Genomic DNA, 14,933 nt, shown 5'->3' on the forward strand with positions numbered 1-14,933 from the left:
GCGGCAAGCGCGCCCCGCCGTGTTGCGTATTGATCGGCCGCCGGGGCGTGTAGGACCAGCCCATTATTGCGTAGGGTCAGCCCATTATCTCAGGCGAAAGGGCAGCTTTCAGGCGAACAGAGGCAGTCCTTCGACCAACACGATTGCGAACACGACGCCAAGCAGCGCGCCTAGGAGGCGTAACACGTTCGCGGTGAATCGTGAGGCCACCGGCAGCATGCCCAGCGCGAACGCGCCGGCCAGTGCCATCGGCGCCAGGATGATGAACTCGCCTGCCGTAAAATTGCCGGACATGGAGTGCTCCATGGAATCGTGTCGTGCAACCAGTATAGGCGATCAACCGCATGCGTTCACGGCGCCTAGCGGCCTAGCGGCCGCCAAAAGACGGCGACCAGGGGCCGGAAGGGGGGGCGTGGCGGCGCGGCGCGCGCACCAGACGAAGGTGGGGCGTTTGGCGCGGATGGCGCAGCGCCCGCGCCGGCGCGACGCGCACCGAGCGGTCCAGCGAGGCACGCCAGACACTGTGCAGACGCAGATGGACGAGCGAGTGCACCCACGCGCGTACGCTGCCGCTCCAGCGCTGCGCGATATCGCGCGACAAACGCGCGGCCAGCGCGCGCGTGCGCGCGATGTGGTGACGCAGCGAGCGTGCGGCGCGCCGTTGTGCGATACGCGTGATGTGCGCGGCATGCCAGACGGTGACGGACATGCGTTTAGATAAACGGGCTGACATGATCATTGACTCGAGAGGGAAAGCGCCGAAGCGCTATGTGTAGCGGTAACGGATTTGAGCGTACACCCAAAATAGCTTACCCGACAGTGACACGGACCACGCTGCCGCGCGTGGGTTCAGCAGCTAAAAAAAGGGTTGGAAGCATGCCGAGCGTACTGCACGTAAAATCATTGGAATCGAAGTCATTGAACCGGATATGCGATGGCGGAGCATTTCTCAAAGAGAGGTCAGGTCGAGTTGCTGAGGCAGCATGGCTTTGTCGTCGTGCCCGGCGTGCTACCGGCCGAGCGTTGCGAGGCGATCAAGCAGGCGGCGCGTGCCGAGCTTGCGCAGCCGCAGGGGCCAGTCGAATTTGAGGCGGATCTGCGCTATCCCGGCGCACCGCAGTCACACGCCGCGCCCGGCGGCAACACGGTACGCCGCTTGCTCGACGCATACGCGCGCAATGCACTGTATCGGCAGTGGGCCACGTCAACGGAAATCCGCGGCTGGATGGAATTGTATTTTGGTGAACAGGTGGCGCTTTCGCGTGCGCATCACAATTGCATGATGACCAAGCACCCGGCATACGGCAGTCTGACGGGCTGGCATCGCGACATCCGGTATTGGGCATTCAAGCGTGAGGACCTCGTATCGGTGTGGCTCGCGCTCGATACAGAGACCGTGGAGAACGGCGCGCTGTGGTTCGTGCCCGGCTCCCACGCGGTGGATTTTGCTCCGGAGCGTTTTGACGAAGCGAAGTTTTTCCGCACGGACGTGCCCGAAAATGCAGCGTTGATCAGCTCGGCGGTTTCCCCGGCGCTGAACCCGGGCGACGTGGTGTTCTTTCACTGCAACACGTTGCATTCGGCGGGCAAGAACCTGACTAAAGACGTTAAGTTCTCGCTGGTCTTCACCTATCATGGCGTCAGTAACGCACCGGTGCCGGGCACGCGCTCGGCGGCCAAGCCGGAAGTGCCGCTGTGAGCGCTGGCGGGCGGCGGGCAGGCGTAAATCCGGACCGGGTGCGCCGCCGTGTGCTCACGTGCCGGTCCCGCGCGCTTTAGCGCCGCGCGCTGAGCGCGAGTCCGACGAGGCCGGCAACTAATGCCACCGCCCCGGCGGCGAGTAGCGCGATGGTGCGGTCGGTCGGCGTGCCGGTGAACAGGCGCGACACGTCATTGCTGAACGAGTGCAGTGATGTGCCGCCGAAATACAACAGCACGATACCGCCAACAATTAGCGCGATCGATACAGCGTTGCCCATGAGAGTGTCCTCCGTCGTTGTGTGATGCTCGTCGAGCGTGACCGGATTATCGCCGACGCGCCGTGCGCCGCGGCGCACTGGATCATTGAATTGCGCATAGCCCGAAGACTTTTCGCATGAGTGACCAAGCCGCCGTACAACGCTATTTGTCCGGCATGCAGTTCCGGCCGTGCGGCCGCAGCGGTCTCCTGCTATCAGCCTTGTGGTCCCGTTAACTGTGCGCCGATACGCGGCAACATGTGCGCCAGCGTGATACCGCGCGCCGCCATGAACAGCAGCAGTGACGCCCATAGCCCATCGTTGCCGAACAGGCCGGGCAGCGTCATCGTGCCCAGCATGAACACGGCAAGCGATATTGCCATGGCCCACATGAGGTCCCGCGTGCGCGTGGCGCCAATAAACATGCCATCGAACAGGAAACCCCAGACGGAAATCACCGGCAGTGCCGCGGCCCATGGCAGAAAGCGCACGGCCGTATCGCGGAGCGCATGCTGATCGGTTAGGCAGCCGATGATCCATTCGCCGCCGCTCGCATAGATCAACGAAAAAAACAGTGCGCCGAGCCCGCCCCACACCATCGTGGTCCGCACGGCCTGACGGAGGGCGTCGCGTTGGCGCGCACCGATGGCGGCCCCGACCAGTGCCTCGGCAGCATGGGCGAAGCCGTCGAGCGCATAGGCCATGAAGGTCTGGAAGTTCAGCAACAGTGCGTTGGCCGCCAGCACCAGGTCGCCTTGTGCCGCGCCGGCGTGCGCGAACCAGCCGAAACATGTCAGCAGGCACAGCGTACGCACGAAGATGTCGCGATTGAGCGCAACCCATCGCCGCAGCGCGCCGGTATCCCAAAGCGTGGCCCAGCGCAATGGTGGCAACGCGCGCGGCCGCTTTCGCCACAGCAGCCACGCGCCCAGTGCGAAGCCGCACGCGTCGGCCGTTGCGGTAGCCGCGCCGATACCGGCGATGCGCCAGTCGAAGACATAGATGTACAGCAGTAGCGCCGCGACATTGACGGCATTAATGAACAGTTGAATGCGCAATGCGACGCGCACGCGCTGGCAGCCCAACAGGAAACCCAGTATCACGTAGTTGCACAGCGCCAGTGGGGCGGCCCAGATCCGCGCGTGGCAATAGTCGCTGGCGTACTGCTGTAGTGCGTCGCTGCCGCCGATGAGGCGCAATGCGGTATCGATCAATGGCGTGCTCAGCGCGAGCAAGACTAGGCCGATCGTGATCGCTAGTGCCGACGCACGCAGCAGCGTCGCGCGCAACGCGACGGTGTCGCGTGCGCCGAATGCTTGCGCCGTGAGCCCGGTGGTGCCCATGCGAAGGAAGCCGAAGCCCCAAAAAACGAAATTGAAGAACAAGCCACCGGCGGCGACCGCTCCCAGATACGCCGGATCCGGTAGGTGGCCCGCGACGGCCGTGTCCACCGCGCCGAGGATCGGCTGAGTCAGGTTTGCCAGGGTGATCGGTACCGCTAGCGCAAGCACGCGGCGATGCCAGCCGGCAACGCTGACCGGCGTATTGGACGGCGAGGCGGATAGCGGCTGGTGCGGCGGCAAGCGGTCGTCGGATTTGTTCATGGACAGCGCCATGTTGGGCAAGGCCGTTATGATGACGGGGAAGGGCTTGGCGCGACGGATTCGCATACTGCGCGTGGCAGCGCCATAAAAAAAGCCCGCTCATTGAGCGGGCTGAATCCATATCAGGAGGAGACATGGAGGAGACGGTCTCTACTATACTGATTCGTATGCTGCGACGCAACATCTCCGCGCTAAAAATTTTAGAGTCCGTATACTATTAATTGACCGACGATAGGGCTCTAATAATTTTGACCCAGCGCTTTGCCCCCGCCGAAATGACAGCGCAAGATACGTGGTGCCCGCGTACGGCGGCATTGGTAAAGTGAGCTCCATGCCATCCATGCAAGGGTCCATCATGAACGATCGAGCCAACATGCCAGTTCGCCCGGCAGACCGGGTCGGTTCACCACGCGCGGTCGCGCCCGCGTCCGCGTCGAAGACGTATCATTCGGTCGTCATGACGCATGATACAACCAGTCAATCCAGCGGCGCGCCGGGCGATTACGCGAGCGATGATGCGCGTTGGGCCGCGGTGCGCGCGCACGATCCATGCGCCGATGGGTATTTTTTCTTTGCGGTCCGCACGACCGGCGTGTTCTGTCGGCCGTCGTGCAAGTCACGTGCACCGCGGCGCGAAAACGTGCGCTTCTTCGAGTCCGCCGACGCGGCCATGGCAGAGGGCTTTCGCGCGTGCAAGCGCTGCCAGCCACTGCGCGCGCCTCGCGAGGTCGAATTGGTCGCGCGGGCCTGTTCAGTGCTGGCTGAACGGCTCGACGAGCGCGTCACGCTGGCGCAACTCGGCGATGCGGTCCACACGAGTCCCTACCATCTACAGCGCGTCTTCAGTCGCATGATGGGCATCTCGCCGCGCCAATACCACGCGAATTTGCGCGCTGAGCGGCTGCGCGAAACGTTGCGCTCGGCCAGCAGCGTGACCGATGCGGCGCTGGACGCCGGCTTCGCATCCGCGTCACCACTGCACAGTGCCGCACGAGGGCATCTGGGCATGACTCCGTCGGCGTACCGCAAGCAGGGCGCCGGCATGACGATCGCCTATGCAATTGCCTCGACCCGGCTGGGCCCGGTACTGATTGCGGCCACCGAGCGCGGCCTATGCAAGGTGGCGTTCGGCGACGACGAAGCCTCATTGCTACACGCATTGCACGAAGAGTTTCGCCACGCGAAGCGGGTCTGCGATCTTGAACGCCTCGCGCACTACGTCGAGCGGATCGACGCCTACCTGGACGGACGCGCCGATCCGACGGACTTGCCGTTCGATGGAGTGGCGACAGCGTTCCAGCGCCGCGTCTGGGATGCGCTGCGCCGGATTCCGTACGGACAAACGCGCAGCTATACCGAGGTCGCGGCCGAACTGGGTGTGCCGAACGCGGTGCGGGCGGTCGCCGCTGCATGTGCCGCAAATCCGGTGGCCTTGGTCATTCCTTGTCATCGTGTGGTCCAGAAAAGTGGTGCGTTGGCCGGCTACCGGTGGGGACTGCAACGCAAGGCGGCATTGCTCGACGCGGAACGGTGCGATGGCGCTGTCCGCGCTGCAACGCCCGGCTCGGAGTCCAGCGATGTGTAACGTATTCACCACGTCGATGCGCATCTCGCACGCGACCCGTGGTGGTCGCCGTTGGTCGCCGTGGCCCGTCGAATACATCGCGATGTGGGCGTGGCGCGACGCCGACACCCCGATGCGTAGTGTGCGCCGCGTGAGGCGCTAGCGGTGGGCATCAGATGTTGACCCGGCCCAGCGTATACGCGTGGTAGGCCGCGACGAATTGATCGAAGTGGCTGGCTTCGGTGCGCTCGATCTCGGCTTGTTGCTGTAGCGAGCGCGCTGCCAGGGCCGCGTAATGAGCATGCAGCTCGCGCGGCAGCGGCCGGGCACGCATCACCGCGGCGTGCTGCGCGCTGTGTTCGAGCGCAAAGCGAACGAACGAGCGTCCGCTCGTGCGCATGTCTTCCAATACACGTGCCGAAGGGGTTAGCGCGAAGTCCTCGACCTTCGCGCGTTGCGCGGCCAGTGCGTCGCCATATCGGCTGCCACCCTCTTGGGCGTCGAGCAACGTCGCGGCCGGCCCGATCCGCTCGAGTAACTCGAGGGCCCAGTCCCGCAAGGGCACCGGGCGGCCGCCACGAGACAATGTCAGTCTCGGCCGCCGCCCCTGCGTCACCACACGGGCGAAGTTGTGGCCTGCTTCGGTGCACTCCGCCTCGTGGAGCAACGGACTCGCGTCCAGCGCGCAAAACAGCAGATACGCTTCGATAAAACGCGCGGTGGTGGCCGAGATCCCGGTGGCCTCGAATGGATCGATATCCAGCAGGCGCACTTCAATGTATTGCACGCCGCGTGATGCAAGCGCGTGCAGCGGTCGCTCGCCCGGTTGTGTGACGCGCTTCGGACGGATCGTCGAATAGAATTCGTTTTCGATCTGCAGCACGTTGGTGTTGATCTGTACCCACTCGCCGTCGCGCTGAGTGCCAAGCTGCTCATATGGCGCATAGGGCTGGCTAACCGCGCTCGCCAAGCTGTGCAGATAACCGTCCAGGCTGTTGTAGTCCGCGTGCAATGCAGCCTGCGCGGACGTATTTTGATAGCCCAGGTCGCTCATTCGGAGACTGGTCGCGTACGGCAGGAACAGCGTGGCGGCATCGAATGTATCCAGCGCATGTGCGCGAGCGCCCACGAAGCTGCGCGACAGCGCGGGCGAGGCGCCGAACAGCAACATGAGCAGCCAACTGCTACGACGGAAATTGCGGATCAGCGCAAGGTAGGCATCCGACTGGTACTGGAGCGGCGAGCCGCCGCCCTGCTCGTGCTGTTGCAGCAGGCGCCAAATGTCCTCGTGCAACGAAAAGTTGTAGTGAATGCCGGCGATGCACTGCATCACCCTGCCATAGCGCAGCGCCAGCCCGCGCCGATAAACATGCTTGAGCCGGCCAATATTGGATGTGCCGTATTGCGCGATCGGGATCTGCTCCTCAGGCGGCAGCACGCCAGGCATCGACGCGTTCCACAGCAACTCGTCGCCGATCGATTCGTAGACATAGCGATGCAGCGCATCGAGCTGCTCCAGCATCGTATCGACGGCGTGCCCGGCCGGCGTGATCATCTCGAGCAACGCTTCGGAATAATCGGTCGTCAACTGCTCGTGCGTGAGCGCCGAGCCCAATGTGGTCGGATGCGGCGTGAGCGCCAGCGTGCCATCGCGCTGAACCCGCAGACTCTCCTTCTCGACGCCGCGCAGACCTTGCGCCAGCAACGGGCGATGCGCGGGCTGTGCCAACCACGCCAAGCGTCGGGCGTACACCTCCGTCGTCGGGAAGGCGGGCGTGTTCTTGAGCATTATTCGTTGGGTGTGCTGGAAGCCGGTCTGCCGCGGCGGATGGATTCACGAGTAGCGGGCACTTTAACACGCGCTGTAAAGCGTTGCTGACGCTATGCCAGACAAGGCTAAGCGGGCAGTCGGAGGCATCCTCGTTCAGTGATGCGGCAGTCGCGCCGCGGCGCGGGCGGATATCACGACGATCAGCTTCATCGTGGCACGGGTCGCTCCGACAAAAAGCTTGCGGGCGGCCCGCTCGTCGAATGCATCGAAATCCACCTCGGTTAGGATCACACAGGGCGCGGCCTGGCCCTTGAAGCGGTGGATTGATTCGTACAGCACGTCGCCGTCGCGGTACTCGGGGTTGCCGAACAGATCGTAGCGGCCGGTGAAGCTGCGCAGCCGGTGCGGCCCGAGCTGTTCCAGTGCGGCAAAGCGTGATTTTTCACGGCCGCGGAACGACAGCAGCGCGATATCCTGCTTGCGAAAACCCAGCGACAACGCCTGAGTGATGGCGCGCTTGGTCGGCTCAAGGGGATCGTCGCCGTCATAGGTGGACACGGAAACGTCCGAGCCACCGAATGGACTGCCGCTTTCGACGGTGAACGACGGGCCGATCACCTCGCGTAGGTAGTCGAAGATCTCGCGTGGGCTACGATAGTTGACGCAGGCATTAAGCGTGACCCAACCCGGCAGTGGGACCGGTTCGCGCATATACAGATTCTGCATCGGGTCCTCTAGCCACCACCATGCGCCGCCCGGTGCCAGCAGCCGTTGCAGCGCGGCGACCCAGTGCGCGCGAAAGTCCTGTCCCTCGTCGACGATCAGCACGTCAAAGCGCCACGCATCACTGGGGGGCACGTCGGCAAAGCGTGCGTCGAGCCAGCCGAAGACATCCGGTGATGCAAAGTCCGGCTCCTGCCCGCTGTCGCGCACGACCCAGTCACACAACTGGTGGTAGGTCGCGACCTTCGCGCCCGACGGCGCGACGCGCGCGATGTGGTCCGCCAGTGGCCGGTTGAAGCAGACGTACAGCGCACGCCGGCCCTGTGCGAGCGCATCCTTCATCACCTGAATCGCCAATTGCGTCTTGCCTGAGCCCGCCGTGCCGGTTACGCGCAGCCTGAACGGCTCGAACGACAGGCGCCGTGCCCATTCGGCCAGGCCGCCGGAGAGTCGCGTGACCAGCGTATCCGCCTGCCCGACCAGTGCGCTGGCATCCGGCGTGAGCGCAAGGTGATCGGACAGGAAATGATGCAGCTTGGCAGCACAGTCGAATGGGGCCTCGTCGGGCGGCAACGCGTGCTGGATGACCGCGGCGAGTTGGTCCTTGCGCGTCGCGTCGACGATGCGCTCTGGGGCGACGCCGGCAATGCCTGGGTCTCGCACGATGTAGTCTGGGCAATACAGCAGCGCCTCGATGCAATAGGTGCCGGCGCCAAACGCCGCGGTGAAGCGCCGATGCAGGCCTTCGATCGTGCGGGCCAACTGGACCGCGACATTGCGCTCCTTCTGCAGGTAGACTTTGACCAGGCCTGTAGACGTCTCGCGCAGGAACCCCGACTTCTGCTCGATCACCATCAGGCGTCCCGACGGCCCCACCACGACGAAGTCCGCTTCGCCGAATACCGAGAAGCCCTGGTTCACGCGGGTCCAATGCACGCCGTGATAGACCGTGTAGCCGTCCGGCAGATGCTTGGCCAGCGTGGTCAACGTCTCGCGCTCGCGGGCTGCGGCGCCTGCTGCGTCCAAGTGTTTCCAGTCGTCGGGAATGATGCGCGCCATGTTTAGCAGTGTCTCGGATAAGGGCTAGCGGGTACGCGGTGCTGCTTAGCATTCTATGCGAGCCGCCGCGTGTCGGTTAGAATGCGCAGGTCTTTGGGGAGTAGCCTTTCCTGCATTGCCGGGTCGCGGATGCGATGCGGCGGTCGGCCCGAGTGGCCGCGCCGCGCGAGTCCGATGCCAGCACGCCAGGAAGATCGCGCCAACAGTCTCCGGCTCATGCCGTGGCGCGCTCGGCCCACGCGGGTTTGGCCAGACCATCGACGCCGCGCCTCGTCCTGGTCGGACCGTCGCGCCGCGTCATGGTTCATGTGTCCGACCGTGGAGATAGCATGCAACATCCCCGTTCCCCCTACCCGCCTGCCCGTTTGGCCATGCCGCCCGTTGCGACGGGAGAGTGCGCATGACTTGGCTCGTGCTCGAACTCATGCTGATGCTTGCGGTGATCCTGGTCGCCGCCGAATGGTTGACGAACGCGCTGGAGCACCTGGGCGAGCGGATGAAGCTATCCGAGGGCGTGACCGGCTCATTGTTCGCGGCGGTCGGCACCGCGCTGCCCGAGACGTCGATTCCGCTGATCGCTATTGTGTCGGGACGCGGCGAGCGGCTCAACGAGGAAATCGGCGTGGGCGCGATTCTAGGTGCACCGCTGATGCTCGCGACGCTATCCACGTGCCTGATGGCCGTTGCGGTGCTGCGCCAGCGCGGGCTCTGCGGACGGATACGGCCGGAGGTCGGCGGCATCAACCGCGATCTCAACTATTTCCTGTTTGCGTTTGCGCTATCGGCCGCCGCGATGTACGTGCCACATACGAACGTGCTGGTGCGGGCAGGATTGAGCGCCGCGCTCGTGTGCGTGTATCTGCGCTACGTGTACGCGACATTGCGTGCATCGCAAGCGTTGGTGGCCGGCGGGCACGGCACTGAGGCGCCGGGCGTCATGCATCTGTCGCGCTTTGGTGTCCCGACCCGGCTCGTGACGATCGTGCTGCAGCTGGCCATCGCGCTGGCCTTGCTGGTCGGCGGCGCGAAGGGATTCATCCATGGCGTGGATGGGGTCTCCCAGCTACTGGGCGTGTCGCCGCTGCTGTTGTCGTTGCTGATCATCCCGATCGCCACGGAGTTGCCCGAGAAGATCAACAGCATCTTGTGGGTGCGGCGCGGCAAAGACACGCTCGCATTTGGGAACCTCACCGGTGCAATGGTGTTCCAGGGTACGCTGCTGCCGGCGCTGGGTATCATGCTGACGCCATGGGAGCCGCGCATCGAGGTGCTGACCGGCATCGCGATCACTGTGGTCGCGGCAGCGTGGTGCCGCGTGCTGTCGCGCGGTCGTGGCCTGCCAGTCTGGGCGCTGCTGTTCAACGGCGTGCTCTATGCGGTCTATCTGGCCGTGACATTGGCATAATGCTGCGGTGCTGTTCGATTTTTCGCCGTTCGATTCCGGAGGTAGGAATGCAGGTCAAGTCTCTGATAGGCGCCACTGCGGCGCTGTTTGCCATGCTGGGTGCCGGCGCGCCCGCCGCCGCACAGGCCACTGGGCCGGCGGGGGTGCAGGTGAGTGGCTGTTGGGTGCGCACGATGCCGACGACCCTGCCGTCATCCGCCTATTTCACGATAAAAAACGATGCAGACAAGCCGGTTTCGCTACAGGACGTCGATACGCCGGCCTTTGGCATGGTCATGATGCACCAGACGCGGAGCAACGGCAGTATGTCGCGGATGGTCCATGTCGATGCGGTTGGCGTGCCGGCCCACGGTACGCTGCAGTTTGCACCGGGCGGTTATCACGTGATGCTCGAACAGCCCAAGCGCGCGCTGAAAGTTGGCACGACGATCCCGTTGACGCTCGATTTTGGCGCCGCCGGCAAGCTGGACGTACAGTGCGAGCTTCGGCCCGCCTCGGCGCCGGCGCATTGAGGTGGGCCGCGTTACTCCCCAGGGCCCGGGTGACACGATGAACGGGCTGGAGTGCTCGATGCTGCACTGGACCGAGGGTGGCCAGACCCACCACGCGCGCTGGCGCTCGCACGCCGGGCTGCCGCCGCCTCGGCGTGTTGTGCCGGCCGACGACACGGTTAGCGCCGATCACGCCTATCGCCTGGCATGCGAAGGAACCGCGATCTTGTGGCGGGGCGACTTCAATAACGCGCGGCAGCTGTTGCGGGCCATCGCGCGGCGCATCGAGCGCCGTCGGCCCAAGCGCGGTGTGACGCCACAGGAAACGTTCAATCTGCATCGGCTGGCGCAAGCGCAGCGGGCCCGCACGCTGGCGATGCTGCTGGTGCCACTCGACGCGCATTACCGGATACCGCTGCGCCGTGCTCCGGACCTGAGTGGTGCATGCGCGCACGCATACGGGCCGCCGCCCGGCGGCGACGCGGCAAGCGTCGTTTCGCTGCGCGAGTTGCTGGGGATGGTCGGCGCGTTCGAGTGGCATCGCAAGGGCGTGGTCATCGACGCGCTCGGTGGCGACCGGATCTATCCGCACTATGGCGTGTTCTCGCCCGTACGCGGCGAATACCTGGACCTGATAGCGCAGGCGCCGTTGCCCGAGGGGGCCGATGCGCTTGCTTTCGACATCGGCACCGGCACCGGCGTGATCGCCGCATTGTTGGCCCGGCGCGGTGTGCGGCGCGTGATCGCGACGGACGTCGATTCGCGCGCGCTGGAGTGTGCACGCGAGAATGTTGCGCGGCTGGGGCTGTCCGCGCAAGTGGAGGTCATGCTGGCGGATCTTTTTCCGTTATCGCACCGCGCGCCGCTGGTGGTCTGCAACCCGCCGTGGGTGCCGGCGCGCCCGAGCGCATCGATCGAGCATGCCGTGTTCGATCCGGACAGCCGCATGCTACGAGGATTCCTCGCCGGTTTGCCGGCGCATTTGGCCCCCGGCGGCGAGGGTTGGCTGATCATGTCGGACCTGGCTGAGCACCTTGGCTTGCGTCCACGCGAAGCTTTCCTTGCGATGATCGACGCGGCCGGCTTGCAGGTGCTCGACCGCGCCGATATCCGGCCGCGTCACCCCAAAGCGTCGGACGCCGCGGATCCGTTGCATGCGGCGCGGGCCCGTGAGGTGACGTCGCTGTGGCGCCTCGCGGTCCGAGGCTGCTGAGCGCGTACTATGCGGTGCCGCGCAACGTCTGCGCGGCGGCCACCATGTTGCGCAGCGCCGGGATGACTTCTGCCCATGCGCGCGTCTTCAGCCCGCAGTCCGGATTGACCCACAGGCGCTCAGCTGGGATACGCTCGGCCGCCTTGCGCATCAACTGGATGATGTGCTCCTGCGTCGGGATGTTCGGTGAGTGGATGTCATACACGCCCGGTCCGATCTCATTCGGATAGTTAAAGTGATCGAACGCATCGAGCAGTTCCATGTCTGAGCGCGAGGTTTCGATGGTGATGACATCTGCATCCATATCCGCAATTGACGCGATGATGTCGTTGAACTCCGAATAGCACATGTGCGTGTGGATCTGCGTGTCGTCGCGCACGCCGTTGGCCGCGATGCGGAACGCGCCGACCGCCCACTGCAGGTACGCATGCCATTGCGACTTGCGCAGCGGCAAGCCTTCGCGCAAGGCCGCTTCGTCAATCTGAATCACGCGCACGCCCGCCCGCTCCAGATCGAGCACCTCTTCGCGGATCGCTAGCGCAAGCTGCTGGCAGGACACGGCACGCGGCTGGTCATCGCGCACGAACGACCAGTTCAAGATCGTCACGGGCCCAGTCAACATGCCTTTCATCGGCTTGTGCGTCAGCGATTGCGCATATTGGATCCATTCGACCGTCATCGGCTTCGGTCGGCGGATGTCACCGAACATGATCGGCGGTTTTACGCACCGCGAGCCATACGACTGTACCCAGCCGAACTGGCTAAACGCATAGCCTTCGAGTTGCTCGCCGAAATACTCGACCATGTCGTTACGCTCGGCCTCGCCATGCACGAGCACGTCGAGTCCCAGCGCCTCCTGCTCGCGCACGCTGCGTGCGATCTGCTCACGCATGGTCGCGTGGTAGCCCGCCTCGTCCAGTTCGCCGCGGCGGAAACGGCTGCGCGCCTGGCGGATTTCTTCGGTTTGCGGAAACGAGCCGATGGTCGTGGTCGGATATGGCGGCAGTTGCAACTGCGCGTGTTGCTTGGGCGCGCGCGCCGGATAGGGGTTCGTGCGGCGTTCCATGCCGGCGTCGATGCGCGCAAGCGCCGCCTTGACGGCAGGGTTATGCACGCGCGCCGAAACCTTGCGCGCCGCGATGGCGGCTTGGTTGTCCCGCAGCTCAGCCTCCACGGCCTGCCTGCCGTTGTTCAGTGCCGTAGCCAGCACATGTAGTTCGTCCAGTTTTTGCAGCGCGAACGCAAGCCATGAACGGAGTTCCGCGTCCAGCTCGTGCTCACTAGCCAGGTCTACCGGCACGTGCAGCAGGGAGCACGACGGCGCGAGCCAGAGCCGCTGGCCGAGTTGGCGGTGGATCGGCTCGAGCCAGTTGAGTGTTGCGACGAGATCAGTCTTCCAGATATTGCGGCCGTTGACGACGCCGAGCGATAGCACGCGGTCGGCCGGCAGCCGCGCGATGACGTCGGAGACTTCATCGCGCGCATTGAGTGTATCCACGTGCAGGCCCTGCACGGGCAATCCGCATGCAAGCGGCAGGTTCTCCTGCAATTGCCCGAAGTAGGTGGCTAGCAGCAGCTTAACGCGATCGGTGCGCAGTGTGTCGTAGGCGTGCACGAATGCTTGCTGCCACTGCGGATCGAGCTCGGTGACGAGAATCGGTTCGTCAATCTGCACCCATTCGGCACCGCACGCGGCGAGCTCGGCCAGCAATTGCGCATAGACCGGCAGCAGTCGCGGCAGCAACGCGAGTTTGTCCGAGTCGTCCTTAGCCTTGCCGAGCCATAGATACGTCAGCGGCCCGATGATCACTGGCTTGGCTTTCACGCCAAGGCGGCGTGCCTGTTCAAGCTCGCCGAGCAGGCGCGACGCGTCGAGGGAAAAAGCCGTGGACGCGCTTAATTCCGGCACGATGTAGTGATAGTTGGTATCGAACCATTTGGTCATCTCGCCGGCCTGCACGCCGCAGCTGCATGAGCCGTCCGTGGCCGAACGCCCGCGCGCGATCCGGAAGTAGTTGTCCAGCGAATCACCGTCCAGGTCGCGTACCCGCTCGGGCAGGTTGCCGAGCGTGAAGCTCATGTCAAGCACCTGGTCATAGAACGCGAAATCACCCACCGGTGACCAGTCCAATTTTGCCTGGTTGGCCCAGTGCTGTTGGCGCAGTTGAGCGCCCGCTGCCTTCAGTTCGTCCAGCGAAGACTGTCCCTTCCAGTAAGACTCAAGGGCGAATTTCAATTCCCGCTTTGCGCCGATGCGCGGAAAGCCCAGATTGTGCGTGATAGCCATGGTTTGATAGAGGTGGAGTCAAGCGTGCATCGATCATAGGGGTTGGGATATATGAAAAAAAGTGGCATTATTTCATTGTCACATTAATTATTCTCATACTTCGCTATGCTCGAGCGTATTCACCTGGCGATCGTGCGCGAGGTTGACCGGCGGGGTTCATTGACCGCTGCCGCTGAGGTGTTGTGCCTGACCCAGTCGGCGCTGAGCCACACGGTCAAGAAAATGGAGCAGTTGCTGGGTACGGCGGTTTGGCGGCGCGAAGGCCGCAAATTGCGGCTGACGCAAGCGGGCGAATACCTGCTCTCGGTCGCCAATCGCGTACTACCGCAGCTGGAGCACGCGCAGGCGCGTTTGGCACAGTACGCGCAGGGCGAGCGTGGCACGCTGCGCATCGGGATGGAGTGCCACCCTTGCTACCAATGGTTGCTGAAGGTCGTGTCGCCGTACCTGGCACAATGGCCGGACGTCGATGTGGATGTGAAGCAGAAGTTCCAGTTCGGCGGCATTGGTGCGTTGTTCGTCTATGACATCGACATCCTAGTCACGCCTGATCCGTTGCACCGCGCGGGCCTGCGCTTCGAGCCGGTGTTCGACTACGAGCAGGTGCTGGTGGTCCAGCGCGGACATGCACTGACACGTGGCACGCACGTCGAGCCGGCGCAGTTGACCGGCGAAGTGCTGATTACCTATCCGGTTGATATCGACCGGCTCGACGTGTATGCGCAATTTTCTAGTGCCGGCCGGCGTGCGGCCCAAGCGTCACAAGACAATCGAGACCACCGACATCATGGTGCAAATGGTCGCTAGCGTTCGCGGCGTTGCCGCGCTGCCCGGCGCTGGCTGGTGGCAGGAATATGC

Annotated in this window: 12 protein-coding genes and 1 pseudogene; 6 read left to right on the forward strand and 7 right to left on the reverse strand. The window is 64.1% G+C overall.

Annotated features, from left to right (window positions below; all coding sequences use genetic code 11):
• Positions 1-108: 108 nt before the first annotated feature.
• Together IHE30_RS12825 and IHE30_RS12830 are read right to left on the reverse strand one after the other, a co-directional pair.
• Positions 109-294: a hypothetical protein gene (locus IHE30_RS12825; RefSeq protein WP_041753952.1), complete on the reverse strand. Its 186-nt coding sequence runs from the start codon at positions 292-294 to the stop codon at positions 109-111.
• A 73-nt stretch (positions 295-367) separates the two neighbouring features.
• The gene (locus IHE30_RS12830) at positions 368-709 is read right to left on the reverse strand and encodes a hypothetical protein (protein ID WP_337691109.1); all 342 of its coding nucleotides are present in this window, start codon (positions 707-709) and stop codon (positions 368-370) included.
• A gap of 225 nt (positions 710-934) precedes the next feature.
• Here IHE30_RS12830 and IHE30_RS12835 point away from each other — a divergent pair, with 225 nt between their 5' ends.
• Positions 935-1,699, forward strand: coding sequence for a phytanoyl-CoA dioxygenase family protein (locus IHE30_RS12835; RefSeq protein WP_337691110.1), 765 nt, complete (start codon positions 935-937; stop codon positions 1,697-1,699).
• A gap of 76 nt (positions 1,700-1,775) precedes the next feature.
• On the opposite strand, the gene IHE30_RS12840 is transcribed toward IHE30_RS12835, so the two are convergent.
• Both IHE30_RS12840 and IHE30_RS12845 read right to left on the reverse strand, forming a co-directional pair.
• Positions 1,776-1,979, reverse strand: a complete 204-nt coding sequence (locus IHE30_RS12840) for a DUF3185 family protein (protein WP_337691111.1) — start codon at positions 1,977-1,979, stop codon at positions 1,776-1,778.
• A gap of 194 nt (positions 1,980-2,173) precedes the next feature.
• Positions 2,174-3,562, reverse strand: a complete 1,389-nt coding sequence (locus IHE30_RS12845) for an MATE family efflux transporter (protein ID WP_337691113.1) — start codon at positions 3,560-3,562, stop codon at positions 2,174-2,176.
• A gap of 355 nt (positions 3,563-3,917) precedes the next feature.
• Between IHE30_RS12845 and ada the strand changes: the two genes are divergently transcribed.
• The gene (ada, locus tag IHE30_RS12850; RefSeq protein ID WP_337691115.1) at positions 3,918-5,147 is read left to right on the forward strand and encodes a bifunctional DNA-binding transcriptional regulator/O6-methylguanine-DNA methyltransferase Ada; all 1,230 of its coding nucleotides are present in this window, start codon (positions 3,918-3,920) and stop codon (positions 5,145-5,147) included.
• A gap of 151 nt (positions 5,148-5,298) precedes the next feature.
• Here the strand turns inward: ada and gshA are convergent, their stop codons facing one another.
• Together gshA and IHE30_RS12860 are read right to left on the reverse strand one after the other, a co-directional pair.
• On the reverse strand, positions 5,299-6,915 hold the full coding sequence (gshA, locus tag IHE30_RS12855) for a glutamate--cysteine ligase (RefSeq protein WP_337691116.1): 1,617 nt from the start codon (positions 6,913-6,915) through the stop codon (positions 5,299-5,301).
• 135 nt (positions 6,916-7,050) lie between these two features.
• Positions 7,051-8,679: an ATP-binding domain-containing protein gene (locus tag IHE30_RS12860; RefSeq protein ID WP_337691118.1), complete on the reverse strand. Its 1,629-nt coding sequence runs from the start codon at positions 8,677-8,679 to the stop codon at positions 7,051-7,053.
• Positions 8,680-9,079: 400 nt separating this feature from the next.
• Between IHE30_RS12860 and IHE30_RS12865 the strand changes: the two genes are divergently transcribed.
• From IHE30_RS12865 to IHE30_RS12875, 3 genes are read left to right on the forward strand one after another with little or no spacing between them, the layout of a single operon-like run.
• Complete coding sequence (locus IHE30_RS12865; protein ID WP_337691120.1) at positions 9,080-10,084, forward strand: sodium:calcium antiporter; 1,005 nt, start codon at positions 9,080-9,082, stop codon at positions 10,082-10,084.
• A 47-nt stretch (positions 10,085-10,131) separates the two neighbouring features.
• Positions 10,132-10,596 carry a copper chaperone PCu(A)C gene (locus tag IHE30_RS12870; RefSeq protein WP_337691121.1) on the forward strand — a complete coding sequence of 155 codons (465 nt, stop codon included), beginning with the start codon at positions 10,132-10,134 and terminating at the stop codon, positions 10,594-10,596.
• Positions 10,597-10,633: 37 nt separating this feature from the next.
• Positions 10,634-11,788 (forward strand): class I SAM-dependent methyltransferase, encoded by a 1,155-nt coding sequence (locus IHE30_RS12875; protein ID WP_337691123.1) that lies wholly within the window; start codon positions 10,634-10,636, stop codon positions 11,786-11,788.
• A 7-nt stretch (positions 11,789-11,795) separates the two neighbouring features.
• Here the strand turns inward: IHE30_RS12875 and metE are convergent, their stop codons facing one another.
• Positions 11,796-14,075, reverse strand: a complete 2,280-nt coding sequence (gene metE / locus IHE30_RS12880; protein WP_337691124.1) for a 5-methyltetrahydropteroyltriglutamate--homocysteine S-methyltransferase — start codon at positions 14,073-14,075, stop codon at positions 11,796-11,798.
• Between the two features lie 105 nt (positions 14,076-14,180).
• Here metE and IHE30_RS12885 point away from each other — a divergent pair.
• Positions 14,181-14,933 (forward strand): annotated as a pseudogene (locus IHE30_RS12885) (LysR family transcriptional regulator); the annotation flags it as partial.

Origin of the sequence: Mycetohabitans sp. B46 (genome assembly GCF_037389205.1) — a bacterium.
In the GTDB taxonomy this organism is placed as follows: Bacteria; Pseudomonadota; Gammaproteobacteria; order Burkholderiales; family Burkholderiaceae; genus Mycetohabitans.

What these genes read in the sequence shown, in the direction of transcription:
- IHE30_RS12825 (WP_041753952.1), bottom strand. Translation starts at nt 294, where the DNA reads ATGTCCGGCAATTTTACGGCAGGCGAGTTCATCATCCTGGCGCCGATG.
- IHE30_RS12830 (WP_337691109.1), bottom strand. Translation starts at nt 709, where the DNA reads ATGTCCGTCACCGTCTGGCATGCCGCGCACATCACGCGTATCGCACAA.
- IHE30_RS12835 (WP_337691110.1), top strand. Translation starts at nt 935, where the DNA reads ATGGCGGAGCATTTCTCAAAGAGAGGTCAGGTCGAGTTGCTGAGGCAG.
- IHE30_RS12840 (WP_337691111.1), bottom strand. Translation starts at nt 1,979, where the DNA reads ATGGGCAACGCTGTATCGATCGCGCTAATTGTTGGCGGTATCGTGCTG.
- IHE30_RS12845 (WP_337691113.1), bottom strand. Translation starts at nt 3,562, where the DNA reads ATGAACAAATCCGACGACCGCTTGCCGCCGCACCAGCCGCTATCCGCC.
- ada (WP_337691115.1), top strand. Translation starts at nt 3,918, where the DNA reads ATGAACGATCGAGCCAACATGCCAGTTCGCCCGGCAGACCGGGTCGGT.
- gshA (WP_337691116.1), bottom strand. Translation starts at nt 6,915, where the DNA reads ATGCTCAAGAACACGCCCGCCTTCCCGACGACGGAGGTGTACGCCCGA.
- IHE30_RS12860 (WP_337691118.1), bottom strand. Translation starts at nt 8,679, where the DNA reads ATGGCGCGCATCATTCCCGACGACTGGAAACACTTGGACGCAGCAGGC.
- IHE30_RS12865 (WP_337691120.1), top strand. Translation starts at nt 9,080, where the DNA reads ATGACTTGGCTCGTGCTCGAACTCATGCTGATGCTTGCGGTGATCCTG.
- IHE30_RS12870 (WP_337691121.1), top strand. Translation starts at nt 10,132, where the DNA reads ATGCAGGTCAAGTCTCTGATAGGCGCCACTGCGGCGCTGTTTGCCATG.
- IHE30_RS12875 (WP_337691123.1), top strand. Translation starts at nt 10,634, where the DNA reads ATGAACGGGCTGGAGTGCTCGATGCTGCACTGGACCGAGGGTGGCCAG.
- metE (WP_337691124.1), bottom strand. Translation starts at nt 14,075, where the DNA reads ATGGCTATCACGCACAATCTGGGCTTTCCGCGCATCGGCGCAAAGCGG.